Genomic DNA, 24,840 nt, shown 5'->3' with positions numbered 1-24,840 from the left:
GGGTGGTTCATTTGTCATACACCAATACCAGGTATATCAGCGCGAAGAACATGTATTCAATATTACTTCGTGCCCAGTCAAAGGCATTTTGCTGAGCGGAATACTCCATGTCGAACCATTCATTCAATACGACAACGTACAGGACGTAGTAAACAAAAATAGCGGTGGTCAAACCCACTATGGCGAATTTCTTGGCCTCGTGAAATTCGTTGCGCGACTTATTCAGATTCCGAAACAGCTGATAAGCCCCGTACAGGCAACTGAACGTGTAGATGATCTCGAGCGTGATGATCGCCCAGTAAAACCGGTGGTGGAACAGGGTCGAAGTGACCGCCCGGTAGCGTCGGGAGTCGTTACCTTCGGTATGGCTCATGCTGATGATTCGCCCGATATACTCGGTGTATGCCGTGTAATCGGTAAAGTTATTGATCAGGGTGGCTATGCCGAAGAGTGCCCCCATCAAGACAATCACGACTTTGCTCCGCCTGATAGCGCAGACGGCGGTGAATTGATTCATCCAGGTGTTCTCCAAATCCGTTTGGTAGTGCTTCCAGGTTTTTTAAAGTTTATAACGTTTGTGAATAACCCCGGCGAGCGACTGAGTTGCAAGTTATGTCATTCAGGGTGAATCAGGCTAAATAGCGCAGTATCGAAAAAGGCGGGGGTGTTATCAGTTGCCGATTATTGATGCAGCCGTCAGGGCCACGGCACGTCCGCTCGACGTGCCGTGGGGCACTCAGCCCTTCCAGACCTGTGGGTTGACCAAGTCCTGCGGTCGCTCACCCAGCAGGGCGCTACGCAGATTGCTCAAGGCCCGATTGGCCATCGCTTCGCGGGTTTCATGGGTCGCTGAGCCGATGTGCGGCAATGTGACAGCGTTTTTCAACTGGAACAGCGGCGATTCGGCCAGCGGTTCTTTCTCATAGACGTCCAGACCGGCGCCGCGAATACGGTTGTTCTGCAAGGCTTCGATCAACGCCGGCTCGTCGACGACCGGACCACGCGAGATGTTGATCAGGATGGCGCTCGGTTTCATCAGCGCCAGTTCGCGGTGGCTGATCAGGTGTCGGGTCTTGTCGCTGAGCGGCACCACCAGGCAGACGAAGTCGGCTTCGGCCAGCAATTGGTCCAGGCTGCGCAACTGTGCGCCAAGTTCGTGTTCCAGTTCGGTCTTGCGGCTGTTACCGCTGTAGATGATCGGCATGTTGAAGCCCAGGCGCCCGCGACGGGCAATGGCGGCGCCAATGTTGCCCATGCCGACGATGCCCAGGGTCTTGCCGTGTACATCGCAGCCAAACAACGGCGCGCCAACGGTGGCTTGCCATTGGCCGGCCTTGGTCCAGGCGTCCAGTTCCGCAACGCGACGGGCACTGCCCATGAGCAAGGCGAAGGCCAGGTCGGCGGTGCTTTCGGTGAGGACGTCGGGGGTGTTGGTGAGCATGATCCCGCGTTCGTTGAAGTAGCCGACGTCGTAGTTGTCGTAGCCGACCGAGACGCTGGAGACGACCTCCAGTCTGGCGGCGTTTTCCAGCTGCGCGCGCCCGAGTTTGCGACCGACACCGATCAGGCCGTGGGCGTGGGGCAGGGCTTCGTTGAACTGGGCGTTGATGTCGCCGTTTTTCGGATTGGGCACGATGACGTCGAAGTCTTGCTTGAGGCGTTCGATCATCTCGGGGGTGACGCGGCTGAAGGCGAGGACGGTCTTTTTCATGGGGGGAAGGGCTCGTCGGGCTTGGGTGAATGCCAAGCACGCTAACATTCTTCCCGGAGGTTGTGCGAGCCCCTGAATGCCTCGGATGTACGCGTTCCCCTGTAGGAGCTGGCTTGCCAGCGAAAGCGTCCTGTCAGTCACATCAATGCTGGATGTGCCGCCGTCTTCGCTGGCAAGCCAGCTCCTACAGGGTTCGGCGTTGACCACAATCCATCGGTACACCGGTGATCCCTGTAGGCGCTGGCTTGCCAGCGAAAGCGGTGTGTCAGGTACACCGTGTTGCAGCGATCGCCAGCAAGCCGGCTCCTACAGGGCAGGCGGATTTTTAATCCTGCGGATCGACGTTATCCAGGGCCTGGTTCACGGCCAGTTCGCCGAGCATGATGACCTGCTGGATGCCCAGCATGGTGTTGCGATGCGGCCCTTCGAGGAATCCGGCGAGGTCACTGGCCATGACACTGGCCGAGGCGAGGGACTCGCTGGCGTGGACCAATAGGGTTTCGGTTTTGATGTTGGGGGCGACGACGAATAGATGGCTGGGGGTGTGGGGCGGGATGGAGGTTTTCAGGGTGAGTGGTTTTTGGGGCGAGGTGATTTCTGCATCTGGCGGATTAGGCGACGGCTTTTTCATGACGTATTCCTCTTGCTGGACGGAGCCGCCATCTTTCGTTTCCAGGCGAAAAGGTGGCAGCTATGCGCGGGCTGGAAAACCGAGGCAAGAGTAAAACCCGGCAGACCCGAAGGTCTCCCACGCACAGCCGCCATAACAAGTTCTAACGGGTAAAAAAGCGCCGTAGTATGTCATGAAGTCAGGCATCTATACTCTTGAACCTCGGGTTTCCAGACCCGGTCGCTGATTTTTCAGCGACCGCAAAAGCCTACCTATTTCGCTTCCCACACGACAACCGACAGAGCATGTGGGAAACATCCTAGGACGCCACACCCTTAGTAGGAGCGAGCTCGCTCGCGAAAAACGTGAGGCCAGCGCCGGGTGTCAGGTTTACAGCGTTATCGTTAACGACCATCGCGAGCAAGCTCGCTCCTACAGTAATCGGTGGTCTGTAGTCAGTGGTCAATTCGCCAACCGCACCCCACCCAGACTGCCACTCAACTCATACGCCGCCAGTTCCGCCTGATGCGCCGCCAATATCTCCGGCAGCGAACCGCGCAAGTATTCGACCCAGGTCTTGATCTTCGCATCCAGGTACTGGCGCGACGGGTAGATCGCATAGAGGTTCAATTCCTGGGAGCGGTAGTTCGGCATCACCCGCACCAGCGTGCCATTGCGCAGCCCTTCGATGGCTGCATACACCGGCAACACGCCAACCCCCATGCCGCTGATGATCGCGGTGGTCATCGCGTCGGCGGAGTTCACCAGGAACGGTGAGCTGTTGATGGTGACCATTTCCTGGCCATCCGGGCCGTCGAAGGCCCATTTTTCCAGGGGAATCACCGGGCTCACCAGGCGCAGGCAGGCGTGATTGAGCAGGTCGCTGGGTTTATGCGCGCAGCCGTTGGCTTTTACATAGGCCGGCGAGGCGCAAACGATGCTGTAGGTGATGCCCAGGCGCTGGGAGACGAAACCCGAATCCGGCAGTTCGCTGGCCAGGACTATGGACACGTCGTAGCCCTCGTCCAGCAGGTCCGGTACGCGGTTGGCCAAGGTCAGGTCGAAGGTGACGTCGGGGTGGGTCCTGCGGTAGCGGGCGATGGCGTCGATCACGAAGTGCTGGCCGATGCCGGTCATGGTGTGCACCTTGAGTTGCCCGGCCGGGCGTGCGTGGGCGTCGCTGGCTTCGGCTTCGGCTTCTTCGACATAGGCCAGGATCTGCTCGCAGCGCAACAGGTAGCGCTTGCCGGCCTCGGTCAGGGCGATGCGGCGGGTGGTGCGGTTGAGCAGGCGGGTTTGCAGGTGGGCTTCCAGGTTGGAGACCGCGCGTGAGACGTTGGCCGTGGTGGTGTCGAGTTGCACGGCGGCGGCGGTGAAGCTGCCGGCCTCGGCCACGTAACTGAAGGCGCGCATGTTTTGCAAAGTGTCCATGGGGTGCTCTCGAGGGCGATGGCAAATTGTGACACGAAGTTACGGAGGCGGTGACCCCGACGAAGGGATTATCGCGTTAACGGTAACAAAGATTCACAGGAATCCCAGCTTATCGCCATCAAAGCTCACCCCTAGAATTGGCACCCCTGTAGGAGCCAGGCTTGCCGGCGAAGAACGATGACGCGGTGCAACAGATGCACCGCGGCGTCTGGTTCGCGGGCAAGCCGGCTCCTACAGCCCCCTTCCTTAAGGAATTTTCAGCAGTGCCGCGTCGCATCAACAGAGCGCTAAAGACGCTCAGTGTTTTGGTTTTAACCCTGGCAATCAGCGGCTGCATCGGAACCGCAGGCATTGCCCCACAGGGCAAGGCACTGGAGGCCGATTCACTGGCCACCGACGAAGCCATCCAGAGCGCTGCGCAGGACGCTCACTGGCCCGCCGCTCAATGGTGGCAGGCGTATGGCGACCCGCAACTGAACCGCTGGATCGACCTCGCCGTGCAAGGCAGCCCGACCATCGCCATGGCCGCCGCCCGGGTGCGTCAGGCCAGATCCATGGCGGGCATCGCGCAATCCGCCGAGTCACTGCAGATCAATGCCGAGTCCACGCTCAAGCGCCACAACTGGCCCACCGACCCGTTCTACGGCCCTGGCGATCTGGCCAACACCACCACCTGGGACAACAATGCGGCGCTGGGCTTCAGCTACGCCCTCGACCTCTGGGGCCGCGAAAGCAACAGCACCGAACGCGCCGTGGACCTGGCCCACATGAGCGCCGCCGAAGCGCGCCTGGCCCAGCTCGAATTGCAGAACAACGTGGTGCGCGCCTACATCGAGCTCTCGCTGCACTACGCGCAACGGGACATCGTCGCCGCGACCCTGAAGCAGCAACAGCAAATTCTCGACCTGGCGCAAAAGCGCCTCGACGGCGGAATCGGCACGCATTTCGAAGTCAGCCAGGCCGAGACGCCCTTGCCGGAAACCCATCGCCAGATCGATGCGCTGGACGAGGAGATCGCGCTGAGTCGCAACCAGCTCGCCGCGCTGGCCGGCAAGGGGCCGGGGGAGGGCGCGCAGTTGCAACGGCCGACATTGTCGTTGGGCACGGCGCTGAAATTGCCGTCGTCGCTGCCGGCGCAACTGCTCGGTCAACGCCCGGACGTGGTCGCCAGCCGCTGGCAAGTGGCGGCGCTGGCGCGGGGAATCGATGTCGCTCACGCGGGCTTCTATCCCAACGTCGATCTGGTCGGCAGCCTCGGCTACATGGCCACCGGCGGCGGTGCGCTGGAGTTTTTGACTGGCAAGAAGCTCAACTACAACGTCGGCCCGGCGATCTCCTTGCCGATCTTCGACGGCGGTCGCTTGCGTGCCGAACTGGGCGAAGCCTCCGCCGGTTATGACATCGCCGTGGCCAGGTACAACCAGACGCTGGTCAACGCGCTGAAAAACATCTCCGACCAGTTGATCCGCCGCGAGTCCATGGACAAGCAGCAACACTTCGCCGCCGAGTCCGTCGCCACCGCGCAGAAAACCTACGACATCGCGATGATCGCCTACCAGCGCGGCCTCACCGACTACCTCAACGTGCTCAACGCCCAGACCCTGTTGTTCAAGCAGCAGCAAGTGCAGCAACAGGTGCAGGCCGCGCGGCTGAGCGCTCATGCCGAACTGGTGACGGCGCTCGGCGGTGGACTTGGCGCGGGCAACGATGTGCCGACAGACAGCCAGATCCAGGCACCGAAAACCCCGGCCATTCTCACGAGCCTCTCGAATTGAACACCGCTCCTGTAGGAGCTGGCTTGCCAGCGAAAGCGGTGTGTCAGGCGACACATGTATTAGCTGACACACCGCCTTCGCTGGCAAGCCAGCTCCTACAGGGGATCAGTTTTCGCCGCACCACCTTCGACAATTGAGCAGGATCTGATGACTCCCTTGCCCGCACCTTTGCGCTGGCTGTATTCCCTGGAATGGCGCCGGGGTTTTTTCGACTGGGCACGCAGTGACGGCGTGACCTGGGTCTACATTTTCAAAGTGCTGTTCGCCGCGTTCCTGACCTTGTGGCTGGCGATGCGCCTGGAATTGCCGCAACCGCGCACGGCGATGATCACCGTGTTCATCGTCATGCAGCCGCAAAGCGGCCAGGTGTTCGCCAAGAGTTTCTATCGCTTCCTCGGCACCCTGACCGGGTCGGCGGTGATGGTTGCGCTGATTGCCTTGTTCGCGCAGAACACCGAGTTGTTCCTCGGCTCGCTGGCGATCTGGGTGGGCATTTGTTCGGCTGGCGCGGCGCGTTATCGCAACTTTCGCGCTTATGGTTTTGTGCTCGCCGGGTACACCGCCGCCATGGTCGGCTTGCCTGCATTGGCTCACCCGGACGGCGCATTCATGGCCGCGGTGTGGCGGGTGCTGGAAATCTCTTTGGGGATTCTTTGCGCCACGGTGGTCAGCGCCGCGATCCTGCCGCAAACCGCCAGCGCCGCGATGCGCAACGCCCTGTATCAGCGCTTCGGCGTGTTCGCGTTGTTCGTCACCGATGGGTTGCGCGGCCGCAGCAAACGCGATGCGTTCGAAGCGAGCAACGTGCGCTTTATCGCTGAAGCCGTGGGGCTGGAAGGCTTGCGCAGCGTCACGGTGTTCGAAGACCCGCACATGCGCCGGCGCAACGGTCGGCTCAGTCGCCTGAACAGCGAGTTCATGGGCATCACCACGCGGTTCAACGCCTTGCACCAATTGCTCGAACGCTTGCGCAGCCATGGCACCGATCACGTTGTCGCGGCGATCAAGCCGGGGCTGCAGGACCTTGCCGAATTGCTCGACGGTTTCAGCGGCCGCGCCCTGACCAGTCCCGACGCCGCACGGCTGACAGCTGCATTGACGCTTTATAAGGCCAACTTGCCGGCGACAGTCCGCCACCTGCGGGCGACGTTTGAAGAGAGCGATCCGAGCGACGCCGAACAGCTGGATTTCCACACCGCCTACGAATTGCTCTATCGCTTCGTCGACGACTTGCACAGTTATGCACAGACCCATGCCTCCCTGGCCGATCACAGCCACGAGCGGGAACGCTGGGACGAGCCGTTCACCCCGCAGACCAACTGGCTGGCATCAGCCGCCTCGGGGATTCGTGCCGCGTTCATTCTGCTGGCGCTGGGCAGCTATTGGGTCGCCACGGCATGGCCGAGCGGGGCGACCATGACCCTGATTGCCGCGGCCACCGTGGGCCTTTCAGCCGCCACGCCGAACCCGAAACGCATGGCGTTCCAGATGGCCTGCGGCACCCTGCTGGGCGCCTTGATCGGCTTCGTCGAGATGTTTTTCATCTTCCCGTGGATCGATGGCTTTCCATTGCTCTGCGTGATGCTCGCGCCGGTGATCGTGCTCGGCTCGTTCCTCAGCTCACGCCCGCAATACGCCGGGGTCGGCCTTGGCTTGCTGATTTTCTTCAGCACCGGTTCGGTGCCGGACAACCTCACCGTCTACAACCCCTACGCCTTCATCAACGACTACATCGCCATGGTGCTCGGCATGCTGGTGTGCGCGGCGGCCGGGGCGATCATCCTGCCGCCCAACAGCCGCTGGTTATGGCGGCGGCTGGAGCAGGACTTGCGTGGTCAGGTGGTCTACGCCATCAGCGGCAAACTCAAGGGCCTGGCATCGAGTTTCGAAAGCCGCACGCGGGATTTGCTGCACCAGGCCTACGGTCTCGCCGCGGGCCAGCCGCAGGTGCAGCGGGACCTGCTGCGCTGGATGTTCGTGGTGCTGGAAGTCGGCCACGCGATCATCGAGTTGCGCAAGGAACAGGCGATCCTGCCGGTGCATCCGGCCTACGCCGAATCGCAGCCGTGGCGCCAGGCGATCCGGGTGATGGGCCGCTCGCTGGTGCGACTGTTTCTGCAGCCGAGCCAGAGCAATCTGCAGCGCGGGCTGATCGCCGTGGATCACGCCATCAGTCGCGTGCAAGCCACCGATGAACCCTTCGCCCCGCACTTCGATACCTCGGCATTGCGCCGGGTGAAGAGCTACCTGCACTTCATCCGCACCTCTCTGCTCGATCCGCAATCACCACTCGCGGCCTACGCTACGCAGCCTCAAGGACTTGAACATGCCCCGTGAAATCGCCTTCCACGGCGTGTACATGCCGACCATGACGCTGATGTTTTTCATTGCCGCGGCGCTGGCCTGGGCACTTGACCGATTTATGTCCGGGTACGATCTGTACCGCTTCTTCTGGCACCCGGCGTTGCTGCGCCTGAGTTTGTTTACCTGTCTGTTCGGCGCCCTGGCGCTGACCGTCTATCACTGACTCTCTATCACTGAAGAAGGCCCTGATGAAAAAGCTTTTCAGCCTGCTCGCCACCCTGCTGGTACTGGCCCTCGCGCTATGGATCGGACGGACCCTGTGGGTGCATTACATGAACACGCCGTGGACCCGCGATGGCCGGGTGCGCGCCGATATCATCAACGTCGCCGCCGACGTCACCGGGGAAGTGGTGGACGTGCCGGTGCGCGATAACCAACTGGTGAAGAAGGGCGATCTGCTGATGCGCATCGACCCCGAGCACTATCGTATTGCAGTCAAGCAGGCGCAGTCGTTGGTCGCCTCGCGCAAGTCGACATGGGAGATGCGCAAGGTCAACGCCCATCGCCGCGCCGACATGGACAACCTGGTGATCTCCAGGGAAAACCGCGACGACGCCAGCAACATCGCCGACTCGGCCCTGGCCGATTACCAGCATGCCCAGGCCCAGCTGGAAGCGGCCGAACTGAACCTCAAACGCACCGAAGTACGGTCAGCGGTGGATGGCTACGTGACCAACCTCAACGTGCATCGCGGCGACTATGCGCGCATCGGCGAAGCGAAAATGGCCGTGGTCGACATGAACTCGTTCTGGGTCTACGGCTTCTTCGAAGAAACCAAACTGCCCCATGTGCGGGTTGGCGACAAGGCCGACATGCAATTGATGAGTGGCGAAGTGCTCAAGGGGCACGTGGAGAGTATTTCCCGCGGTATCTATGACCGTGATAACCCCGAGAGCCGTGAACTGATCGCGGATGTGAACCCGACCTTTAACTGGGTGCGCCTGGCGCAACGGGTGCCGGTGCGGATTCACATCGATGAAGTGCCGGAGGGGGTGCTGTTGGCGGCGGGGATTACTTGTACGGTGGTTGTTAACTGACCGTAAGGCCGCGACTCGGTCTATCAGAAGTAAGACAAAGGTTCACGCCTGGCAAAACGTCTCCTGCAAATGCCGCCACACCACCTTGCCGCCAGCCTGTTTCTCGAACACCACGGTCGAGCGTCGATCCGAGTGCAGGCCGGTCGCATCGGTCTGTTGCTCGCGGTAACTCACCGTGGCGCCAGTGTCGTGCAGGGCGATGCCGCGCAACTCGCTGAGCTCGATGCGGAACCCGAGTTTCCTGCCACCCGCCAGCAGGAACAACTCGTTCAACCCGTCGAAATCCAGCACCCGGCCCAATGGCGAGACCATGGAAAACTGCGGGGAAAAACGGGTCAGCAGGTGTTGGAGTTCGGACGCATCCCGTTGCTCGGCCAGCCACTGTTCGATGGCAATGTGGGCCTGGATCACTTCGTCGAAGTATTCGCTGTAGTCGGTCATGTTGTTTCCTGAGATTTTTGCAGAGTTAGTTTAGACGCCTGCGCCGGCAAGCCGGTCTCGCGCTCACAGTTGAAATGCATTTCCCTGTGGGCTTGCCCGCGATGGGGTCGATCCGGTCCTAGAGCTGCCCACGCAACCCGAACCGCTTCATCAACCCCGACTCCAGCAATCCCTTGGGTAACAATCCCGCCAGCAACGGCAACGCCCGGCTGCCATTGCCCAGGCGGATCAACCGTGGCGGTTTGCTTTGCTGCACAGCTTTCAGCAAACCGGCGGCAAATTCACCGGTCGGGGTCGGGTTGTCCTGGGACGCCTTGGCCCGCGCCCGAATGCCTTCACGCAGCGGCCACCACGGCGATTGTTCGCTGATCAACTGCTCGGCCTCATGCCCGGCATTCCTGGCGAAACTGGAGGCGATCGCCCCCGGCTGAACTTCCATGACGCGAATACCGAAGGGCGCCAGTTCCATGCGCAGGGCATCGCTCAAGGCGTGCACGGCGGCTTTCGACGCACAGTAAGCACCGGCGAATGGCGTCACCAGAACCCCGGACACACTGCCAATGTTCACGACTAATCCTTTGGCCCGGCGCAACGCCGGGAACAGCGCCCGGGTCACGCCAACGATGGCGAACACATTGGTTTCGAACTGGCGCTGCATGGCCGGCACACCACCGTCGAGCAGTGGGCCCATCGCGCCATAACCGGCGTTGTTGATGAGTACATCGAGACCGCCCGGTTGCTGGTCGATTCGCTTGCTCAACTGTTCGAGTGCCACGCCATCGTTGACGTCCAGTTGCACGGCGGTGAACCCGGCAGCCGCCAGCGTCGCTACGTCTTCAGTTCTGCGGGCGCTGGCCCAGACGTCGTAACCGGCCTTTTTAAAGGCATCGGCCAGGGCGCGGCCAATGCCGCTGGAACATCCGGTAATCAGCGCAACGGGCATGGCGCGGTCCTTGTGCAATAAAAAGGTGTGATGGCAGGAGCGGGCGATACGACTTGCCCGCGATGAACGATAACGCGGTCAGTCAGAGAAACTACCCTGCAAGCGCTCGGCGCGAAACTCCAGGGTTTGCGGGCGATAACCGGGGCGCAACGGCGGCATCGGTAAACAGTCGTCCCAGTTCGCACCCGGCTGCAGTTCGCCCGGGCCGCGATAGCGGGGCGCGGCGTATTGATTGTCGGCCAGGTTCACCGTATCGCCCGGTGCGTACGCCGCGACACGCCAGCGCAACTCGGTCAGCGGCACGTCGTTGCCATTGTTCATGGTCAACTTCAGCGGACGGTCCGCCGGGCATTGTTCAGGCGCATAGGAGATGCGCAGCTCCAGGCGCGCCAGTTGCTTGACCTCGCGGTTGTCCATCCAGATCACCCAGGTGGCTACCACGCCCAACCCTATGGCGGCCGCCACGGAGACGGGCAGGGCCTTGGCCGGGTAACGCAGCAACAGGATCAGCCAGGTGATGACCAGCAGGACGCCGATGAACATGACGTGAAACCTCGGGAGAAGAGAGGGTCATCCTACCTAAGCGCAAGGGGGATTGGCGATGGGCTTGATTTCGGCGGTGGATTCACGGGCCTCTTCGCGAGCTAGCTCGCTCCCACAGGGATTTGCGTCGATCATAAATCATGTGGCAACACCCATCCCCTGTGTGAGCGGGCTTGCTCGCGAAGGGGCCAGCCGGGGCAACAAAAATCCAGGCAAAAAAAAGCCCCCATCCAACCCACTGCGGACGCAGTGAATAGCATGGGGGCTTTTGTATTACCGAGCGTTACTGCGCGATGGTTTTCACCGACACGCCGCGTTCGATCGGGTTGGAACGACCGTAGATATCTTCAAACCGCTCGATATCGTCTTCGCCCAAATAGCTGCCCGATTGCACTTCGATGATCTCGAGTGAAATCTTGCCCGGGTTGCGCAAGCGGTGAACCGAAGCGATCGGGATGTAGGTCGACTGGTTTTCAGTCAGCAGGAACACGTTCTCGTCGCAGGTCACTTCGGCGGTGCCGCTGACCACGATCCAGTGTTCGGCGCGGTGGTGGTGCATCTGCAAGGACAGGCAGGCGCCCGGCTTGACCGAGATGCGCTTGACCTGGAAGCGGCCGCCCATGTCCACCGAGTCGTAGGAGCCCCACGGACGATAGACTTCGCAGTGGGTCTGGGTTTCGCTGCGGCCCTGCGCGTTGAGGGTGTTGACCATCTGTTTCACGCCCTGGACCGAGTCCTTGTGGGCGATCATCATGGCGTCCTTGGTTTCGACGACCACGATGTTTTCCAGGCCGATCACCGACACCAGCTTGCCGTTGCCGTGGATCATGCAGTTCTTGCTGTCCTGGATGACCACGTCGCCTTTGGTGACGTTGCCGTTGGCATCTTTCTTGTTCACTTCCCACAACGACGACCAGCAGCCGACATCGCTCCAGCCCGCAGTCAGTGGCACGACACAGGCGCGCTGGGTTTTTTCCATCACCGAATAGTCGATGGAGTTGTCCGGGCAGCAGGCGAAGGTCGCAGAATCGATGTCGACGGTGTCGGCATCCTGTTCGCTGCGTTCCAGGGTCAGGACGCAGGTGTCGTAGATGTCCGGATCGTGTTTTTTCAGCTCTTCGAGGAAGCGGCTGGCGCGGAACAGGAACATGCCGCTGTTCCAGAAGTAACCGCCGGACTGGACGAACTCGGTGGCGCGTTTCACGTCCGGTTTTTCGACGAACTGCGACACACGGCTGACGCCTTCGGGCAGCAGCGAGTCGTTGGTCGACTTGATGTAGCCGTAGCCGGTTTCCGGTTTGGTGGCCGGTACGCCGAACAGCACCATTTCGCCGTTTTCGGCGGCGACGGTGGCCAGGGCCAGGGCGCGTTGCAGGGCTTTCTGGTCTTCGAGCACGTGGTCGGCCGGCAGGACCAGCATCAATTCATCGCGACCTTCATTGACCAGCATCATCGCGGTCAGGGCCACCGCCGGCGCAGTGTTGCGACCGAAAGGTTCCATCAGGATGCGCTGGGTGTCCAGGTTACGGGCCAGCAGCTGCTCGTTGACGATAAAGCGATGGTCCTTGTTGCAGACCACGATCGGGGTGTCCATGCCTTCGAACACCAGGCGTTCCAGGGTTTGCTGGAACAGCGTGTGTTCGCCGGTCAGGGCGAGGAATTGCTTGGGGAACTGCTTGCGCGAAAGCGGCCAAAGACGTGAGCCGCTACCACCTGACAAGATCACCGGAATCATTTTGTTACTCCTTGAAAATCGTATGGGTCAGAGCTACTGCGTTCTGTCGTTTCACTCTTTTTCTTGTTTCGTGTCCGGATTGCCTTCGCCCTGTGTAGGAGCCGGCTTGCTGGCGATGGCGTCCTTGAGGGCGCCTTCGCTGGCAAGCCAGCTCCTACAGGGGACCGCGTTTACTCAGCGGTCCTGTGGGTGAAATCCCGGCAATCAGGCAAATGTTTTAGCGCGTCGAAACCGGGCGTTTTACCCAGACTGGCGACAGGCTGCTGCCGTTGCCGGTGACGTACAGCACGGCGGCTTCACCGCGTTCCAGGGCAACCGGTTTCACGTCGCCGACTTTCTTGTCGCCATCGTATAGCGCCAGGCTGACTTTGACTGGGTTGATTTCACGCTCGCCACGGCCCTTGGCGGCCACGTTCGGCACCACTTCGGTCTTGCCGTCGGCGGTTTTCAGGGTCAGGGCCTTGTCGCTCAGGTTCTGTACGCGAACCAGGGATTTCTGCTTGTTCTTGAACGGCGGCTCTTCGATCAGTTGCGGCGCGCCGCTGGCGTTGTTGACCAGGGTGTAATAGTGATCACCGGCCAGTTTCACCGGCAGGGACTGGCTGCCGACCTTGGCGCTGTAGTCGCCGCCGGGCATGAAGCTGAAGTCGGTGCTGGACAGCGGCGCGACTTCGGCCAGGTTGGTGGTGCCAACCGTGGCGCTGACTTCAGCGTTACCGGCGTTGTAGACCCGCACGAAGCTCGAGCCTTTTGGAGCGGTCGGGCCGTAGAGCGCGGCGTCGCCGGCGAAGGCTTGCATGGACAACACGCTCATGCCAGCAACAAGAGCCAAAGTCTTAGCGAGACGGCGAGGAGTAGTAGTGAAAGTCATGGTGTACCTCTCTTTCAGTTTTGCGCCCGGTCGGGCGTCTCGGATTTAGTGTTTGCGGCTACGTTTTGTTGGCGAACGCCAGCTTCTTTGAGCTCTGCGACCCACTGCGGGTCGGCGTCACCGATTTCGTTGTTCACAGGCAGATAACGTTCAGGAAACTCCCAGATCAGCACCTGTGGCGGGCTGTTCTTGAAAGCATCGCTTTGCAGATAGCTGAGCATCGGCAGAATCGGGCCGTGGCCGTCTTCGGCGTAATTGACCACGTCGCTGTGCAGCGCTTCTTTGAGCGCACCGACGAAGTTCCAGTTAGGGTTGGCGCTGTAGCTGGTGCCGATCAGGGCTACCGGTACTTCGGTGTTGGCAAACAGCGCGTCATCACCGCCAGCCTGGCCATCAGCAACCACGGTGTTGCGCTTCTGCAACGGCTCGGTGGCCGGCATCAGGTTTTCGAACAGCGGATCCAGCGGCAGGAACAGACGCAAGTCGCCCTTGTGCGTGACCTTTTCCGCAGGTTCGGTCACGAAGTTTTGCGGCTCACCGCTCAGCGGCGTCTTGTCGGCAATGGTCTTGGCCAGGGTCTGGGCAGCGATTTGCGCGCCTTCCGGAGTCCAGTGGGTGTCGGTGCGCAAGAACACTTGCTGACCGTCCAGCTTGCCCTTGAGCATCGGGCCGAGCAGGTCGGGGGCAATCACCTTGTTGGCCGCGACCTGGGCGTGGAAGTCCTGATAGAGATTGGCGTGGATGCTCGAAGGCTTCACGTCACCCAGGTGTTCCGGGTACAGGCGAGTCTTGGCCGGCACGATCGCCATCACCAGTTTCACGCCTTTCTCTTTCAGGGTCTGGCGCACGCCTTCGACCAGCGCGTAGTTGCCTTGCAGGTTCAGCTCTTCGTTGACGATCGGATTGAATTCCTCATCGCTGTACAACCACTGGTCGCGACCGAGCACGACGCCCGGACGACCTTCGTTGAACAGCTTGAAATCCAGCGCGGCCCAGAGGTTGGTGCCCAGGCGCTTGATCGGGAACTCTTCGTCGTAGTGCGTTTCCACGGCCTTGGACCAGCGGCCGTTGAGCACCGTCGTATCGGCATTGGTACTGAAGCCGAGGAAGCTGCGCGTAGACCACAGGCCCAATGCCGTCAGGGTCAGCATGAACAGGGCGATGTAGAAGATGCGTAATGAGCGGGTCATGGTCAGATCCCTCAGAACTGGAAGTAAAGGAACGGCGAGAAGCTTTGCGCCGAGAGTTTCAGGATCGAGGCAATGAACAGCAGCAGTACCAGGGCGCGCATCACATAACGCGACCAGTTGGCGGTCCAGTAGGCCGGTTGCACGGTCGCTTCAACGCCGACGGTGTAGCCCGGTTCATGGATGCTGGCCGGGTCGTCGCCCGGTACGGCCTTGATCATTCCTGGCTGTGCAGTGGCCGGGCCATTGGCCTCGACGTTCGCCGCAGGCTTGGTTTTTTCCGGTGGCAGGTTGCTGTAGAAATCGCGGATGCCGAAGAACGCCAGGGTTGCGTACGCCACCACCAGAGTCGCCACTTGCAGGCCGGTCAGGCTGGCCTGGTTGAGTTCCGACAGCGACCATTCGCCGAAGCTGAACATTGCGCCGTACATACGGCCGGCGACGTGCAGGTTTTCCGAGCGGAAGATCACCCAGCCCATCACCACCAGCAGGAAGGTCAGCGCCCAGCGGATCGGGTTGATGCTGCGTGGCGAAGTGTTCAGGCCCAGGGCCTTTTCGATCGCCAGCCACATGCCGTGCCACGCACCCCAGATGATGTAGGTGATGTTCGCACCGTGCCACAGGCCACCGAGCAGCATGGTCAGGAACAGGTTGCGATAGGTCATCAGCGTGCCCTTGCGGTTACCGCCGAGGGTGATGTACAGGTAGTCACGCAGCCAGGTGGACAGGCTGATGTGCCAGCGCCGCCAGAACTCGGTGATCGACTGGCTGATGTACGGCTGCTTGAAGTTTTCCATGAAGCGGAAACCCATCATCAAGCCCAGGCCGATGGCCATGTCGCTGTAACCGGAGAAGTCGAAATACAGCTGCGCGGTGTAGGCCAGGGCCCCGAGCCAGGCATCGCCCGTGGTCGGGTTCTGCAGGGCGAAGCAATGGTCGGCCACCACCGCCAGGGTGTCGGCGATGAAGACTTTCTTGATGAAACCCTGCATGAACCGCGTGCAGCCCTCGGAGAACTTGTCGAGGGTGTGGGTGCGGTTGTTGAACTGATCGGCGAGGTCGCGAAAACGCAATACCGGGCCGGCGATCAGGTGCGGGAAGATCGCCACGAATGCCGCAAAGTCGATCAGGTTGCGGGTCGCCGGGGTGTCGCCGCGGTAGACGTCGATGATGTAGCTGATGGACTCGAAGATGTAGAACGAGATCCCGATCGGCAACAGCACGTGGGTCAGGATGAACGGCGACAGGCCGACCGAGGTCATCATCGCGTTGATGCTGTCGACGCCGAAGTTGGCGTACTTGAAGTAGCCGAGAATGCACAGGTCGACGCCCACGCCCAGGAGCAACCAGCGCTGCGCCGGTTTGGTCCTGACGCCTGCCGCACCGACTTTGAGGCCGATCCAGTAGTTCCACAGCGTGACGGCGGCGAACAGCGCCAGGAAGTCCACACGCCACCAGGCGTAGAACATATAGCTGGCGAGCAGCAGCAGCAGGTTGCGATAACGTATTCCGCTCAGGTAGTACAGGCCGAGAAAGATCGGCAAGAACAAAAACAGGAATACATTGGACGAAAATACCATCCCGATCTCTCCGTGTTTAACCAACAGTCAGAGGCCAACGGCCCCCCCAAACCCCCCACCCAAAAAACGGGGGAATATCACTCAACTCAAATCTTGCACTGACCCTGTGGGAGCGGGCTTGCTCGCGAAAGCGGTGTGTCAGTCGACATCTTTATCGGATGTGCAGACGCTTTCGCTGGCAAGCCAGCTCCTACAGGGGTTTTGCGTTTGTCCTAGGAGCCTTTGCCTTTCTCGTAAGCCGGGTCGTAGACCTTGGTCAGGTCACCCCCGAGGCGGAAAGTCTTGAACGGCTGCATCTCGTGCTTCTTCTCCAGCACATCCGGCGAGCAGGTGTAGAGCGAGCAGAACGGTTCAAGCCAGGCGAATTTCGAGTCGACCTTGAGGTCGGTCATGTCCTGTTCCTTGCCGCTCTTCTCTTCGAACTCGTCCTGGTCTTCAACGCCGGCGAGCACGCGGTCACCCAAACGTTTCAACGCGCCGTTGTTTTCCTGGCGCAAATCCACACCGTTGACCTGGGCGAAACTGGCGATCATCGCCAGCGGCGGCAGGGCATAGTTGTGGTAGGCGAGGGCACGTTGCTTGCGCTTGAGCTCGTTGGGCAGGAAACCCTCGGCGTCGATTTGATTGGCGCCGACCTTGAATTCCTTCACCGACCAATCGAACAAGTCGCGGCGGTTGGTGGCGATGGAGGTTGCCATCACCGACCAGGCGGACCAGTACGAGTGGTTGTTGGTTTTTTCCAGCGGCAGGTTGTCCCAATCGCTGACCACTTGATCAGCCATCTTGCTGAACCATGCTTCGATCAGTTGCGATTCCTGCTGATGGTTCGCCAACGGATGAGAGTCGGAGAACTTCAGGCGGACGTAGGACGATGCCATGCTGCCCAGCGCCCATTTGCGCATGGACTTGCCGGTGTGGTTGAAATCCTTGGACATCAAGGCATCGGCCTTGGCCCAGGCGGTCAACCAGTTCAGGGTGCATTCCAGCTGTTCCGGGCGACCGTCACGCATGTACTGCATCACGTGCTTGCTGGTGGCGCGCTCGATCTTGGTGATGTCGGCAGTGGTCTCGCGGAAGGCTTTTTCCGAGGCCTCGTTCAGGGTCGAACGGGCCTTGTCGGAGCCTTCGTACTTGCTGCGAAATTGCAGCGAGCCGGTGTAGGGCGTCGGCATTGCGTCACAGCCTTCGCTCTTGTCACCGGTTTTGACTTTTTCGATCGGCGCGAAATAACCCTGGGGTGGACGCAGGGGCGCGGCGGCCTGAGTCGCCCCGGCAAACATGGCCAGGGTCAACAGGGACGGTGCGATCAATCTTTTCAAAGTTCGGGTTTGCATGCATCTCATAAGAGGTTGCCTCATTGCCCGGCTTGAGCGGTACGCTGCCCAACGCCAGGGAACACGTTGCGTTTGCAGATTTTCGCTTCGACTTTCTGCGGCGCGGCACCTGCTTCAGGGCCCTGGACTTCGACGGCCAGCAGATTCTGCGAGCCCCAGTCTTCGTCCGTGCGCAACTCAAAGGCGAAACGCCCGTCGGTGTCGGAGGTTTCCGGTTTTTCGATCTTGATGTCCTCGTGGCGACCGTTCATGTACCAGAGGGTGGCTTGCAGGGTTTTCACCGACGGATCGGCGAAGCGGATATCAACCTGGTGGCTGCTGTTCTGCAGGTTCAGGTTCTTGCTGTTGACCATCAATTCGTTCTTGCCCGGTTTCAACGTGGTGCTGCCGGTCATCTGTGCATCCTTTCCTTCGCAACCGTTGTCCAGCAGCGCCATCATCTGGCGGTAGGTGGTTTCCTGGTCGAGGCGATAGAGCGGCGAGAATTCCCAGATCAGAATCTTCGGCGGCTTGGTCTGGAACTCTTCGCTGCCCAGGTACTGCAGCATCGAACCTTCCAGGCCACCGCCGGGGAACGCCACGTTGAGGATGTCGGCGCCGATGGCCTCCTGGAGGAAACCGGCGAAGTTATAGTTCTTGCCACTGTGGCTGGTGCCGACCAGGGTGATCTCCGGATTCCCGGCATCACTGAACAGATCGCCATCGCCGGCTTCGCCTTTAGGCTCGGTGGTGAATTGATCCATGTACTGGATCGCGTAGCTGGTGCCACAGAGTTGACCGGCCATATTGTGTAATGTTCCGGTCTTGCCCATGCGACCCGACTTATGGGTCTCGAATTCACGCTTGGGAATGTCGGCGAAGCCCGGAATCTGCTTGACCTTCTCGGCCACGATCTTCGCCGTGCGCTGGGCGCCATACGGTGTCCAGTGCTGGTCGCCGCGGAAGTAGAAGTCGTGGGCGGGCAGGGTGTCAGGCAGCGATTCGTTGGTCAGTGGCGACAGGTCTGGAACGACGTAACCCATCTGCGCGAAACGGCCGAGCATGGTCTTGTAGTTCTTCAGCGCCTTGTCGAAATCGAATTGGGCTTTTTCTTCCGGGTTCAGCTTGTTGCGGTTCACCAGGCCACGAGTGGGTTGATAAACAACAACGAGCTCCACGCCTTTGCTCTTGAACGCATCGTGCAGCTCTTTCATGCGTTTGTAGCCGGCGGGGGTGGTATCGAATTCGGTGCGCAAGTCTTCCTGGGTCCGGAACAGCCAGTCACCCTGGGCCTGTACCAGCGTGGTGAAGTTCTGCTGGTAGCGCGTGGTGTAGTTCTTGGCGTCGTGGGCTTCGGGGCACAGGTTGCAGCACGGCTCGGCGCTGAAAGAGGGCGCCTTGGCTTCGTCCGCGCGAGCGCCGCCGCTGGCCGCGAGAATGCCGGCGGCCAGGGCCGACAGGCTGAGTAATTTGATCAAGTGTGGGCGCATAAAATTATCCTCAGTCCTGCATTTCGGTCTGGCGTTCGACCGGGTCGATCAGCACGGCTTTCTGCTGGCGCACCAGCAGGTCGAGAATTTCATCCTGGCGCTCGCCAAGAATCCCGTTGAAGCTGATGCCGCTGGATTTGGTCGGCGCGAGCATGGACACGCGATACAACTCGACGCTCAGCGGCGAGTCGATGGACAGCGGTCCGCTGCCGTTGCCGGCCAGTTCGCCACCGACGATGATCAGGGAAACCTGTGCGTCGAACGGATCGAGGTCGATGTCCCGGTCGGTGTCGGTCAGGTCCTTGATGTGGCCGTAGACACCGGTCAGGCCGTTGGCCATGGCCAGGTTTTCGTACAGGCGGATGTTCACGCTGTTACGAATCCGGATGCCGTGGCGGCGGTTGCTGATCACCTTGTTGCCCCACAGCAGGTTGTTGCCACTCTCGTAGAGGGTGATGCCGTCGGTGTGGTTCTTGTAGATCTCGTTGTAGGCGACCACGTTGTTCACGCTGTTACGGTCGATCACCAGGCCCGAGAGCTTGTTGTCGTAGCTGCGGTTGTTGAAGATGAAGCTGTCGTTGACCTCACGGGAAATGATGATCCCGTGCTTCTTCTTGGTCCCGAACACCGTGTTGTCGGCAATGATCAGGCCGTGGGAACGGTCATGGGGGTCGATGCCGTAGACGATGTTGTCTTTGTAGGTGTTGCCCTTGACCACGAAGTCTTCGGCTTCGTAACAGTAGAAGCCGTACCACATGTCCGAGAACTCGGAACCGACGATCCAGCCAGTCGGTTCCGGGCGCTTGAGCACCTTGGCCATGTTCGGCGTGTACTGGGAAATACTCACGCCGTAGGACTTACTGTTGGCATAGCCGAAACTGGCGATCTTGCTGTTGGCGATATAGGTCTCGGTACCGCCCCAGGACAGCAGGAATGGACGGAATTCCTTGGCCGACTTAAAGGTTGCCGGACCGTTTTCCTTCTCGCGCCAGCCGGTGATCTTGGTATCGCGCACAAACAGCTGGCCGTCGTTGACCAGGAACGAACCGGCCTCCTGGGACAGGCGCAATTCCTGGGTCTGCTTGTCGATTTCCAGGATGCCCTTGTGCCCGACCACGATCGGCAACTTCGCCAGGAACACGCCCGGCGAGGTTTCGCTGAAGTACTGCTTGGGCACCTTCTTGACCAGGTCCTTGAGGTTCATGTAGCCGTCGTCGATGAAGATCGCCTGCGGGATGCCGTGCTGACGCACCACCCATTCGGCCATCTTGTTGTCACCGCCGATGAAGTCCTTCAGGGCGTCTTCCTGCATCATCCGGCGCACGCTGACTTTGCCGGGCTTGGTGCGCACGATTTTCGCGGCGATGGCTTCGGCGGTGTAGCCGGAGGTGTCCGGCAGTTTCGGCTTTTCCAACTCCAGGGGCGCGGTGGGTGCGCTGCTGACGGTATAGGTCTTGGCCTGTTGCAGTTCCTTGGCCACGGTGGCCGGCTTCCCTGTTTGAGGGGTTGCCGGTGCCACGCTGGCGAAGGCCGCCGAGCTTGCCAGCAGCATCGCGCCGGCCAGCAAGGTGATCGAGCCTCTCTTCGGACTGTTCATGTAAGGAACTCCCTTCGCTGTTCGCATCAGAAGCGCCAGATCACGTCGATGAATGCACGGTGCATGTACGAGTCGACGCCTTTGCCGTAGGCATCGCCCGGCTTGAACACACCGCCACGCAAACGCACCAGGGCCGAAGGCTCATCGATCGATTGACTCAAGGCTGCGGGCAGCAGGCCCTGCTTGAAGTACTTGGTGACGACCACGTCCATTTCCTGGCCGAGGTCCTTGTTGCCATCTTCCAGCGGCAGCGAGGTGCTGGAGAGCACGGCGCCGGTCACGTCATCGGTGTCGTTCTGCACGGCGTTGATGCCGTTGCTGCCGACCGGCTTGTTGCCGTCGACGCGCCAGAACTTGTGGTAGATCACGCTGGCGTCGTATTCGTCGTTGAGCATCCACGAGCCGAACAGGGAAGCGCTCTGCATGTTGTTCATTTCGCCACGGAACGCCTCGCCATAACGGTGAACCCGCGAGCGGGTACCGGTGTAGTTCGAGCGGTTGCTTTGCAGGCCGTTCTGTTCGTAATCGGCGCTGGCACGGGCATAGGCTGCACCGACTTGCCATTGCGGATCGAGGCGCAGGCGCACGCCCAGGTCAGTGGCCCAGCCATCGACATCGCCACTGTTCTTGGCTTGTGCGGGCGCTGTGCCGTCGGCGTTCAGCGGGTTGACCCGGTCGCGGTCGCCGCTCATGCCGGTGATGCTGCCCCAGTAATTGACGGTGTTGGTGTTGCGCCAGTTATAGGCATCGCTGTCGGCGGTGAGGCCGATCCAGCTGATGTCGCCGTTTTCTTTCTTGTCCAGGGAATCGGCGGCCACACCCGGCTGCGCGTAGTCCAGCTTGCCGTCATCGTGGGTGTGATGCCCGCGAATGCCGACCCAGTTGCCCGGGTTCCACTGATACGCCGCATCGGCGTAGGCGTGCAGGCGATCCTTGTCCTTGGGCGCGAGTTCGGTGAGGTCGGTGCGGTATTCGCTGAAGCGTTCGGCCACACCGGCGTTGGCGCGCAACAGGGTGGTGTCGAAGGTCCAGTTCAGGGCTTCGATGTTGGTGTCGCGCCATTGGCCGTCGTCATTGCGCAGGCGCTGGCGACCGAGCTTGAGGATCTCGCCGGGGTAGGGCGTCAGACCGCTGTAGCCGACCCAGAACTCACGCATCGCCAGGTAGTTCTTCTTGCTCTTGCGATCACCGTTTTCGGTGGCCAGGGTGCCGTCGCTGTCGGACTGCTGCAGGGTGTCGGTCTCGATGATGTCGGTGGACGTCACGGCCTGACCCATGGCGTAGCCGCTCCACGCGCCGCTTTCGCCATAGATCCATGGACGCAGGTCAAGGCCGACGCCATTGACGTCGCCGCCGCTCGCCGTACCCAGGTCGGTATCGTCTTCGGACTGGGCGGTGATTTTTACGTCAAGGCCGTAGTTCTTGCTTTCGGTCAGGGCCGCCAGGGTCGGGCACGACCACAACAGGGCGAATGACAGGCCGATACCGGCCTTAACGAATGGATTCAACTTCATAGGGATTCCTCGCCGTCTTCTTCTTCCAGGGCATGCAGTTCCAGCGTGTTCTGGCTCAAGGCACCACGAACGGCCTGTTCTTGTTTCAACAGGCGTTGGGCCTCGGCAAGCTGGGCAGGCGGCAGCTGGGCTTCGAGTGTTTGCGCAAGCTCGGTGGCTTGCGGGGTGTTCTGGGCCTTGGCCAATTGGCTGAAGACGTAGGCGTTAAGCGGGTCGGGCTTGGTGCCCTTGCCTTGGGAGAACAATTGGGCGATGGCGAAGTCCGCGCTGTTCTGGCCGTTGCGCGCAGCGGTCAGCAGGTGGTCCAGCGCTTTTTGCGAGTAAACCTTGCCCAGGTAGCCACGGCGGTAGATCTGGCCGAGGTAGTAGTCGGCGGCCACTTCACGGCCGACGGCTTTCTTGAAGTGCTCTTCGGCGACCTTGGCGTCGGCCGGGACTATCTTGCCTTCGTAGTAGAGCTTGCCCAGCAACAGTTCGGCGCGGGGCTGGTCGGCGGCACGGCCGTTGTCCAGGTACTTCATCAGGGTGTCGACGTCGCCGAGTTCCGGGAAGTCGTAGAGCAATTGCGCCAGGCTGACCCAGGAAGCGGGGTAGCCGGGTGCGATGCCTTCGAGCAGCGACTGCGCGGTTTTCTCGTCGGTCGCGCCCAGGGTTGCATCACCCAGTACGCGAGCGACGCTGTCCACGCGCTGAGCGGACACTGCACCGCGCGCCTGGGCGGCTTGCATCTGCTTGATCAGCTCGGCCTGTTGCTCGGGCGCGGCTTTTTTCTGATAGACCGTGGCCAGTTCGACGTAGCAGATGTCGGTGGTGGCCAACGCGGCCTTGCAGATGCTTTCCACTTCGTCCAGATGCTGGTCGTAAGTGCCCTGGGTGCGATACAGCAGCACCTGGGCCAGGCCCGCTTCCGGCTTGCCTTCGGCGCGCCACTGGCTGATCTGCTGCTGTGCATTGACGTTGGGGAAACTGTGGGGGAATTGCAGGTACAGCATCGCCAACGGGATCAGGGTATTGCGTTCCCCGGCGGCGGACGCTTTTTTCAACAGGCCTTCGGCTTCCTGCTGTTCGGCTTCGGTGGCACCGGGCTTGGCCACCAACAGACGACCCAGGCGCGCCTGGGCCCGCGGCGAGACGCTGGCCGCGGCGCGGTAAGTCGCCTCGGCCTGTTTCATCTGCGCCGGGTCATGGCTGTCGACCTGGATATCAGCCAGGCCGACCTGGGCTTCGCTGTAGCCCAGGTCTGCCAGTTGCTTGTAGTTCTGCGCCGCCAGCGCGGTATCGCCGCGCTTGAGGGCTTCGTTGGCCAGGCGCTGGTCGGGCAGGCCGGCGCAACCGCTGAGGCTGACTGCCAACGCGATTGCGCACAACGCATAACCAGTGTGGGAGCGGGCTTGCTCGCGAAAGCGGTGTGTCAGCCAGCATTGATTCTGAATGTTAAACCGCATTCGCGAGCAAGCCCGCTCCCACAGGGGTTGCGGTGTTCTGAGGTTTGGAGTCATCACAGGCATGTCCTCGACTTAAAGACCGGCGGCCATGGCTTTGTCGATCAGCCAGTTCAGGTTCGGACCACGGGTGCTGTTCACTTCGACCGGGCGACCGGCGAAAGCACTGTTCAACGGCTCGTCAGGCTTGATCTGGACGCGGATGTCGGACGACAGGTCGGCGCTGTTCAGGCTGGTGCTGCTGACGATTTTGCCGCTGCGAACTTTGTCTTCGCCGGCGATCTGGAAGCTGACAGTGCTGCCTGGCAACACGTCGCCGAACTGGCGATAGGAGAAGCGCGCTTCGACGTTGGCTTCGCTGTTACGCGGCACCAGTTGGAAGATCACGTCACCCTTGCTGGCGTACTGGCCGTCGGCAACCAGTTGCTGCGCCACGGTGCAATCGCATGGCGAGGTCAGGGTGCCGGTCATCTGCTTGCCGAACAGCTCTTCAACCTTGGCCGGCTGCAGTTGGTTGTCGTCCAGATGGCCCTTGAGCACGTCGAGCATGCTGGTGCTGAAGGTCGCCAGCGGGGCGCCTTTTGCAGCAACGCCGTCGTCTTTGACCAGGCTCTGCACGGTGCCGTCGCGCGGCATGGTGATGTTCATCGCCGGCACGCTGACCAGGCCGGCCTGGGCGTGGCTGACGAAGTACATGCCGTACACCGACTTGAAGATGAAACCGAAGGCCGTCAGGCCGACGAGGAAAATCGCCAGGCTGAAGGTCACTGCGCGCAGACGGCCGAACGGGGTCATGCCGTGGCCGCCATCCTTGACCTTGCGCGCCTTGGTGAAGTTGTCGCGCTGCAGGGTCGCCAGCATCTCACCGACGCTGACGATGTCGCCGGCCAGGTGCGAGGTGATCAGGTGGCGCAGGGTGGAAATGTCCTGCTGCTCCAGGTTCTGGAACTGGCAACCGACGCGGCCGGTCTCGCGATCGAAGGAGCGCACTTGCAGCTCCACGTCCATGGCCAGGCCGAGGTTATCGATGACGAATTGCAGGCGAGCCTTGTAAACCTCGCCGACCTTGAGTGGCAACTGACCGGCGTTGAAGGCCAGGCCGCCAGCGGAGAGGTCGATGACCCGGGCTTCAACCGGAGTCCGGTCAGGACCGAAGAAACGCAGCTTGGCCGGGATTTTCACTCGGGCGTGTTGGCGCTGGGCTTCTGATTCATGCACTACGTTGGCGTTGACGGCGGTATTCATATAGACGATTT

21 protein-coding genes are annotated in these 24,840 nt (G+C 60.9%); 4 read left to right on the top strand and 17 right to left on the bottom strand.

Annotation, left to right across the window (positions count from 1 at the left end):
* Positions 1–7 precede the first annotated feature (7 nt).
* The 4 genes from ELQ88_RS29300 to ELQ88_RS29285 all read right to left on the bottom strand — a co-directional run bounded on the left by ELQ88_RS29300 (position 8) and on the right by ELQ88_RS29285 (position 3,752).
* Positions 8–517, bottom strand: a complete 510-nt coding sequence (locus tag ELQ88_RS29300) for a DUF2165 family protein (RefSeq protein ID WP_138969064.1) — start codon at positions 515–517, stop codon at positions 8–10.
* A gap of 219 nt (positions 518–736) precedes the next feature.
* A complete protein-coding gene (locus ELQ88_RS29295; RefSeq protein WP_128872942.1) occupies positions 737–1,711 on the bottom strand; it encodes a D-glycerate dehydrogenase in 975 nt (324 codons plus the stop codon).
* A 325-nt stretch (positions 1,712–2,036) separates the two neighbouring features.
* The gene (locus ELQ88_RS29290) at positions 2,037–2,342 is read right to left on the bottom strand and encodes a DUF6124 family protein (protein WP_128872941.1); all 306 of its coding nucleotides are present in this window, start codon (positions 2,340–2,342) and stop codon (positions 2,037–2,039) included.
* A gap of 441 nt (positions 2,343–2,783) precedes the next feature.
* Positions 2,784–3,752 (bottom strand): LysR family transcriptional regulator, encoded by a 969-nt coding sequence (locus ELQ88_RS29285; protein WP_138969063.1) that lies wholly within the window; start codon positions 3,750–3,752, stop codon positions 2,784–2,786.
* 263 nt (positions 3,753–4,015) lie between these two features.
* On the opposite strand from ELQ88_RS29285, the gene ELQ88_RS29280 reads away from it, so the two are divergent.
* The 4 genes from ELQ88_RS29280 (at position 4,016) to ELQ88_RS29265 (ending at position 8,928) form a co-directional block, all read left to right on the top strand.
* Positions 4,016–5,527, top strand: coding sequence for an efflux transporter outer membrane subunit (locus ELQ88_RS29280; protein ID WP_138969062.1), 1,512 nt, complete (start codon positions 4,016–4,018; stop codon positions 5,525–5,527).
* A gap of 147 nt (positions 5,528–5,674) precedes the next feature.
* Positions 5,675–7,864, top strand: coding sequence for an FUSC family protein (locus tag ELQ88_RS29275; RefSeq protein ID WP_128870149.1), 2,190 nt, complete (start codon positions 5,675–5,677; stop codon positions 7,862–7,864).
* The gene (locus ELQ88_RS29270; RefSeq protein ID WP_128870150.1) at positions 7,854–8,054 is read left to right on the top strand and encodes a DUF1656 domain-containing protein; all 201 of its coding nucleotides are present in this window, start codon (positions 7,854–7,856) and stop codon (positions 8,052–8,054) included. The genes ELQ88_RS29275 and ELQ88_RS29270 overlap by 11 nt, the downstream gene beginning before the upstream one ends.
* A gap of 25 nt (positions 8,055–8,079) precedes the next feature.
* The gene (locus ELQ88_RS29265; RefSeq protein ID WP_128870151.1) at positions 8,080–8,928 is read left to right on the top strand and encodes an HlyD family secretion protein; all 849 of its coding nucleotides are present in this window, start codon (positions 8,080–8,082) and stop codon (positions 8,926–8,928) included.
* Positions 8,929–8,970: 42 nt separating this feature from the next.
* Here the strand turns inward: ELQ88_RS29265 and ELQ88_RS29260 are convergent, their stop codons facing one another.
* From ELQ88_RS29260 to ELQ88_RS29195, 13 genes are all read right to left on the bottom strand, one after another.
* Positions 8,971–9,369, bottom strand: coding sequence for a DUF4440 domain-containing protein (locus tag ELQ88_RS29260; RefSeq protein WP_128870152.1), 399 nt, complete (start codon positions 9,367–9,369; stop codon positions 8,971–8,973).
* A 118-nt stretch (positions 9,370–9,487) separates the two neighbouring features.
* The gene (locus ELQ88_RS29255; RefSeq protein ID WP_128870153.1) at positions 9,488–10,312 is read right to left on the bottom strand and encodes an SDR family oxidoreductase; all 825 of its coding nucleotides are present in this window, start codon (positions 10,310–10,312) and stop codon (positions 9,488–9,490) included.
* Positions 10,313–10,390: 78 nt separating this feature from the next.
* Positions 10,391–10,855 carry a multidrug transporter gene (locus tag ELQ88_RS29250; protein WP_128870154.1) on the bottom strand — a complete coding sequence of 155 codons (465 nt, stop codon included), beginning with the start codon at positions 10,853–10,855 and terminating at the stop codon, positions 10,391–10,393.
* A gap of 283 nt (positions 10,856–11,138) precedes the next feature.
* Positions 11,139–12,590: a mannose-1-phosphate guanylyltransferase/mannose-6-phosphate isomerase gene (locus tag ELQ88_RS29245; protein ID WP_128870155.1), complete on the bottom strand. Its 1,452-nt coding sequence runs from the start codon at positions 12,588–12,590 to the stop codon at positions 11,139–11,141.
* Between the two features lie 217 nt (positions 12,591–12,807).
* Positions 12,808–13,461 carry an alginate O-acetyltransferase AlgF gene (locus ELQ88_RS29240; protein WP_128870156.1) on the bottom strand — a complete coding sequence of 218 codons (654 nt, stop codon included), beginning with the start codon at positions 13,459–13,461 and terminating at the stop codon, positions 12,808–12,810.
* 14 nt (positions 13,462–13,475) lie between these two features.
* On the bottom strand, positions 13,476–14,651 hold the full coding sequence (locus ELQ88_RS29235) for an alginate O-acetyltransferase (protein ID WP_138969061.1): 1,176 nt from the start codon (positions 14,649–14,651) through the stop codon (positions 13,476–13,478).
* Between the two features lie 11 nt (positions 14,652–14,662).
* Positions 14,663–16,228, bottom strand: a complete 1,566-nt coding sequence (locus ELQ88_RS29230; RefSeq protein WP_128870158.1) for an MBOAT family protein — start codon at positions 16,226–16,228, stop codon at positions 14,663–14,665.
* 212 nt (positions 16,229–16,440) lie between these two features.
* A complete protein-coding gene (locus ELQ88_RS29225) occupies positions 16,441–17,571 on the bottom strand; it encodes a mannuronate-specific alginate lyase (RefSeq protein WP_138969060.1) in 1,131 nt (376 codons plus the stop codon).
* 11 nt (positions 17,572–17,582) lie between these two features.
* Positions 17,583–19,031, bottom strand: coding sequence for an alginate O-acetyltransferase (locus ELQ88_RS29220; protein WP_138969059.1), 1,449 nt, complete (start codon positions 19,029–19,031; stop codon positions 17,583–17,585).
* A 10-nt stretch (positions 19,032–19,041) separates the two neighbouring features.
* Positions 19,042–20,628 carry a mannuronan 5-epimerase AlgG gene (gene algG, locus ELQ88_RS29215; protein WP_128870161.1) on the bottom strand — a complete coding sequence of 529 codons (1,587 nt, stop codon included), beginning with the start codon at positions 20,626–20,628 and terminating at the stop codon, positions 19,042–19,044.
* Positions 20,629–20,654: 26 nt separating this feature from the next.
* Positions 20,655–22,142, bottom strand: coding sequence for an alginate export family protein (locus tag ELQ88_RS29210; protein WP_138969058.1), 1,488 nt, complete (start codon positions 22,140–22,142; stop codon positions 20,655–20,657).
* Positions 22,139–23,650, bottom strand: a complete 1,512-nt coding sequence (gene algK / locus ELQ88_RS29205; RefSeq protein ID WP_224790922.1) for an alginate biosynthesis TPR repeat lipoprotein AlgK — start codon at positions 23,648–23,650, stop codon at positions 22,139–22,141. The genes ELQ88_RS29210 and algK overlap by 4 nt, the downstream gene beginning before the upstream one ends.
* Positions 23,651–23,659: 9 nt before the next feature.
* Positions 23,660–24,829: an alginate biosynthesis protein Alg44 gene (locus tag ELQ88_RS29195; protein ID WP_128870164.1), complete on the bottom strand. Its 1,170-nt coding sequence runs from the start codon at positions 24,827–24,829 to the stop codon at positions 23,660–23,662.
* Between the last annotated feature and the right edge of the window lie 11 nt (positions 24,830–24,840).

Origin of the sequence: Pseudomonas sp. MPC6, assembly GCF_006094435.1 — a bacterium.
Lineage (GTDB): Bacteria > Pseudomonadota > Gammaproteobacteria > Pseudomonadales > Pseudomonadaceae > Aquipseudomonas.
This window is presented reverse-complemented; position numbering and strand designations above follow the sequence as displayed.

Excerpts from the sequence above, each read along its gene's own strand:
- ELQ88_RS29250 (WP_128870154.1), bottom strand. The coding sequence starts at position 10,855 with ATGTTCATCGGCGTCCTGCTGGTCATCACCTGGCTGATCCTGTTGCTG.
- ELQ88_RS29225 (WP_138969060.1), bottom strand. The coding sequence starts at position 17,571 with ATGAGATGCATGCAAACCCGAACTTTGAAAAGATTGATCGCACCGTCC.
- ELQ88_RS29235 (WP_138969061.1), bottom strand. The coding sequence starts at position 14,651 with ATGACCCGCTCATTACGCATCTTCTACATCGCCCTGTTCATGCTGACC.
- ELQ88_RS29295 (WP_128872942.1), bottom strand. The coding sequence starts at position 1,711 with ATGAAAAAGACCGTCCTCGCCTTCAGCCGCGTCACCCCCGAGATGATC.
- ELQ88_RS29300 (WP_138969064.1), bottom strand. The coding sequence starts at position 517 with ATGAATCAATTCACCGCCGTCTGCGCTATCAGGCGGAGCAAAGTCGTG.
- ELQ88_RS29245 (WP_128870155.1), bottom strand. The coding sequence starts at position 12,590 with ATGATTCCGGTGATCTTGTCAGGTGGTAGCGGCTCACGTCTTTGGCCG.
- ELQ88_RS29195 (WP_128870164.1), bottom strand. The coding sequence starts at position 24,829 with ATGAATACCGCCGTCAACGCCAACGTAGTGCATGAATCAGAAGCCCAG.
- ELQ88_RS29265 (WP_128870151.1), top strand. The coding sequence starts at position 8,080 with ATGAAAAAGCTTTTCAGCCTGCTCGCCACCCTGCTGGTACTGGCCCTC.
- ELQ88_RS29210 (WP_138969058.1), bottom strand. The coding sequence starts at position 22,142 with ATGAAGTTGAATCCATTCGTTAAGGCCGGTATCGGCCTGTCATTCGCC.
- ELQ88_RS29220 (WP_138969059.1), bottom strand. The coding sequence starts at position 19,031 with ATGCGCCCACACTTGATCAAATTACTCAGCCTGTCGGCCCTGGCCGCC.
- ELQ88_RS29285 (WP_138969063.1), bottom strand. The coding sequence starts at position 3,752 with ATGGACACTTTGCAAAACATGCGCGCCTTCAGTTACGTGGCCGAGGCC.
- ELQ88_RS29270 (WP_128870150.1), top strand. The coding sequence starts at position 7,854 with ATGCCCCGTGAAATCGCCTTCCACGGCGTGTACATGCCGACCATGACG.
- ELQ88_RS29260 (WP_128870152.1), bottom strand. The coding sequence starts at position 9,369 with ATGACCGACTACAGCGAATACTTCGACGAAGTGATCCAGGCCCACATT.
- algG (WP_128870161.1), bottom strand. The coding sequence starts at position 20,628 with ATGAACAGTCCGAAGAGAGGCTCGATCACCTTGCTGGCCGGCGCGATG.
- ELQ88_RS29230 (WP_128870158.1), bottom strand. The coding sequence starts at position 16,228 with ATGGTATTTTCGTCCAATGTATTCCTGTTTTTGTTCTTGCCGATCTTT.
- ELQ88_RS29275 (WP_128870149.1), top strand. The coding sequence starts at position 5,675 with ATGACTCCCTTGCCCGCACCTTTGCGCTGGCTGTATTCCCTGGAATGG.
- algK (WP_224790922.1), bottom strand. The coding sequence starts at position 23,650 with ATGCCTGTGATGACTCCAAACCTCAGAACACCGCAACCCCTGTGGGAG.
- ELQ88_RS29290 (WP_128872941.1), bottom strand. The coding sequence starts at position 2,342 with ATGAAAAAGCCGTCGCCTAATCCGCCAGATGCAGAAATCACCTCGCCC.
- ELQ88_RS29255 (WP_128870153.1), bottom strand. The coding sequence starts at position 10,312 with ATGCCCGTTGCGCTGATTACCGGATGTTCCAGCGGCATTGGCCGCGCC.
- ELQ88_RS29240 (WP_128870156.1), bottom strand. The coding sequence starts at position 13,461 with ATGACTTTCACTACTACTCCTCGCCGTCTCGCTAAGACTTTGGCTCTT.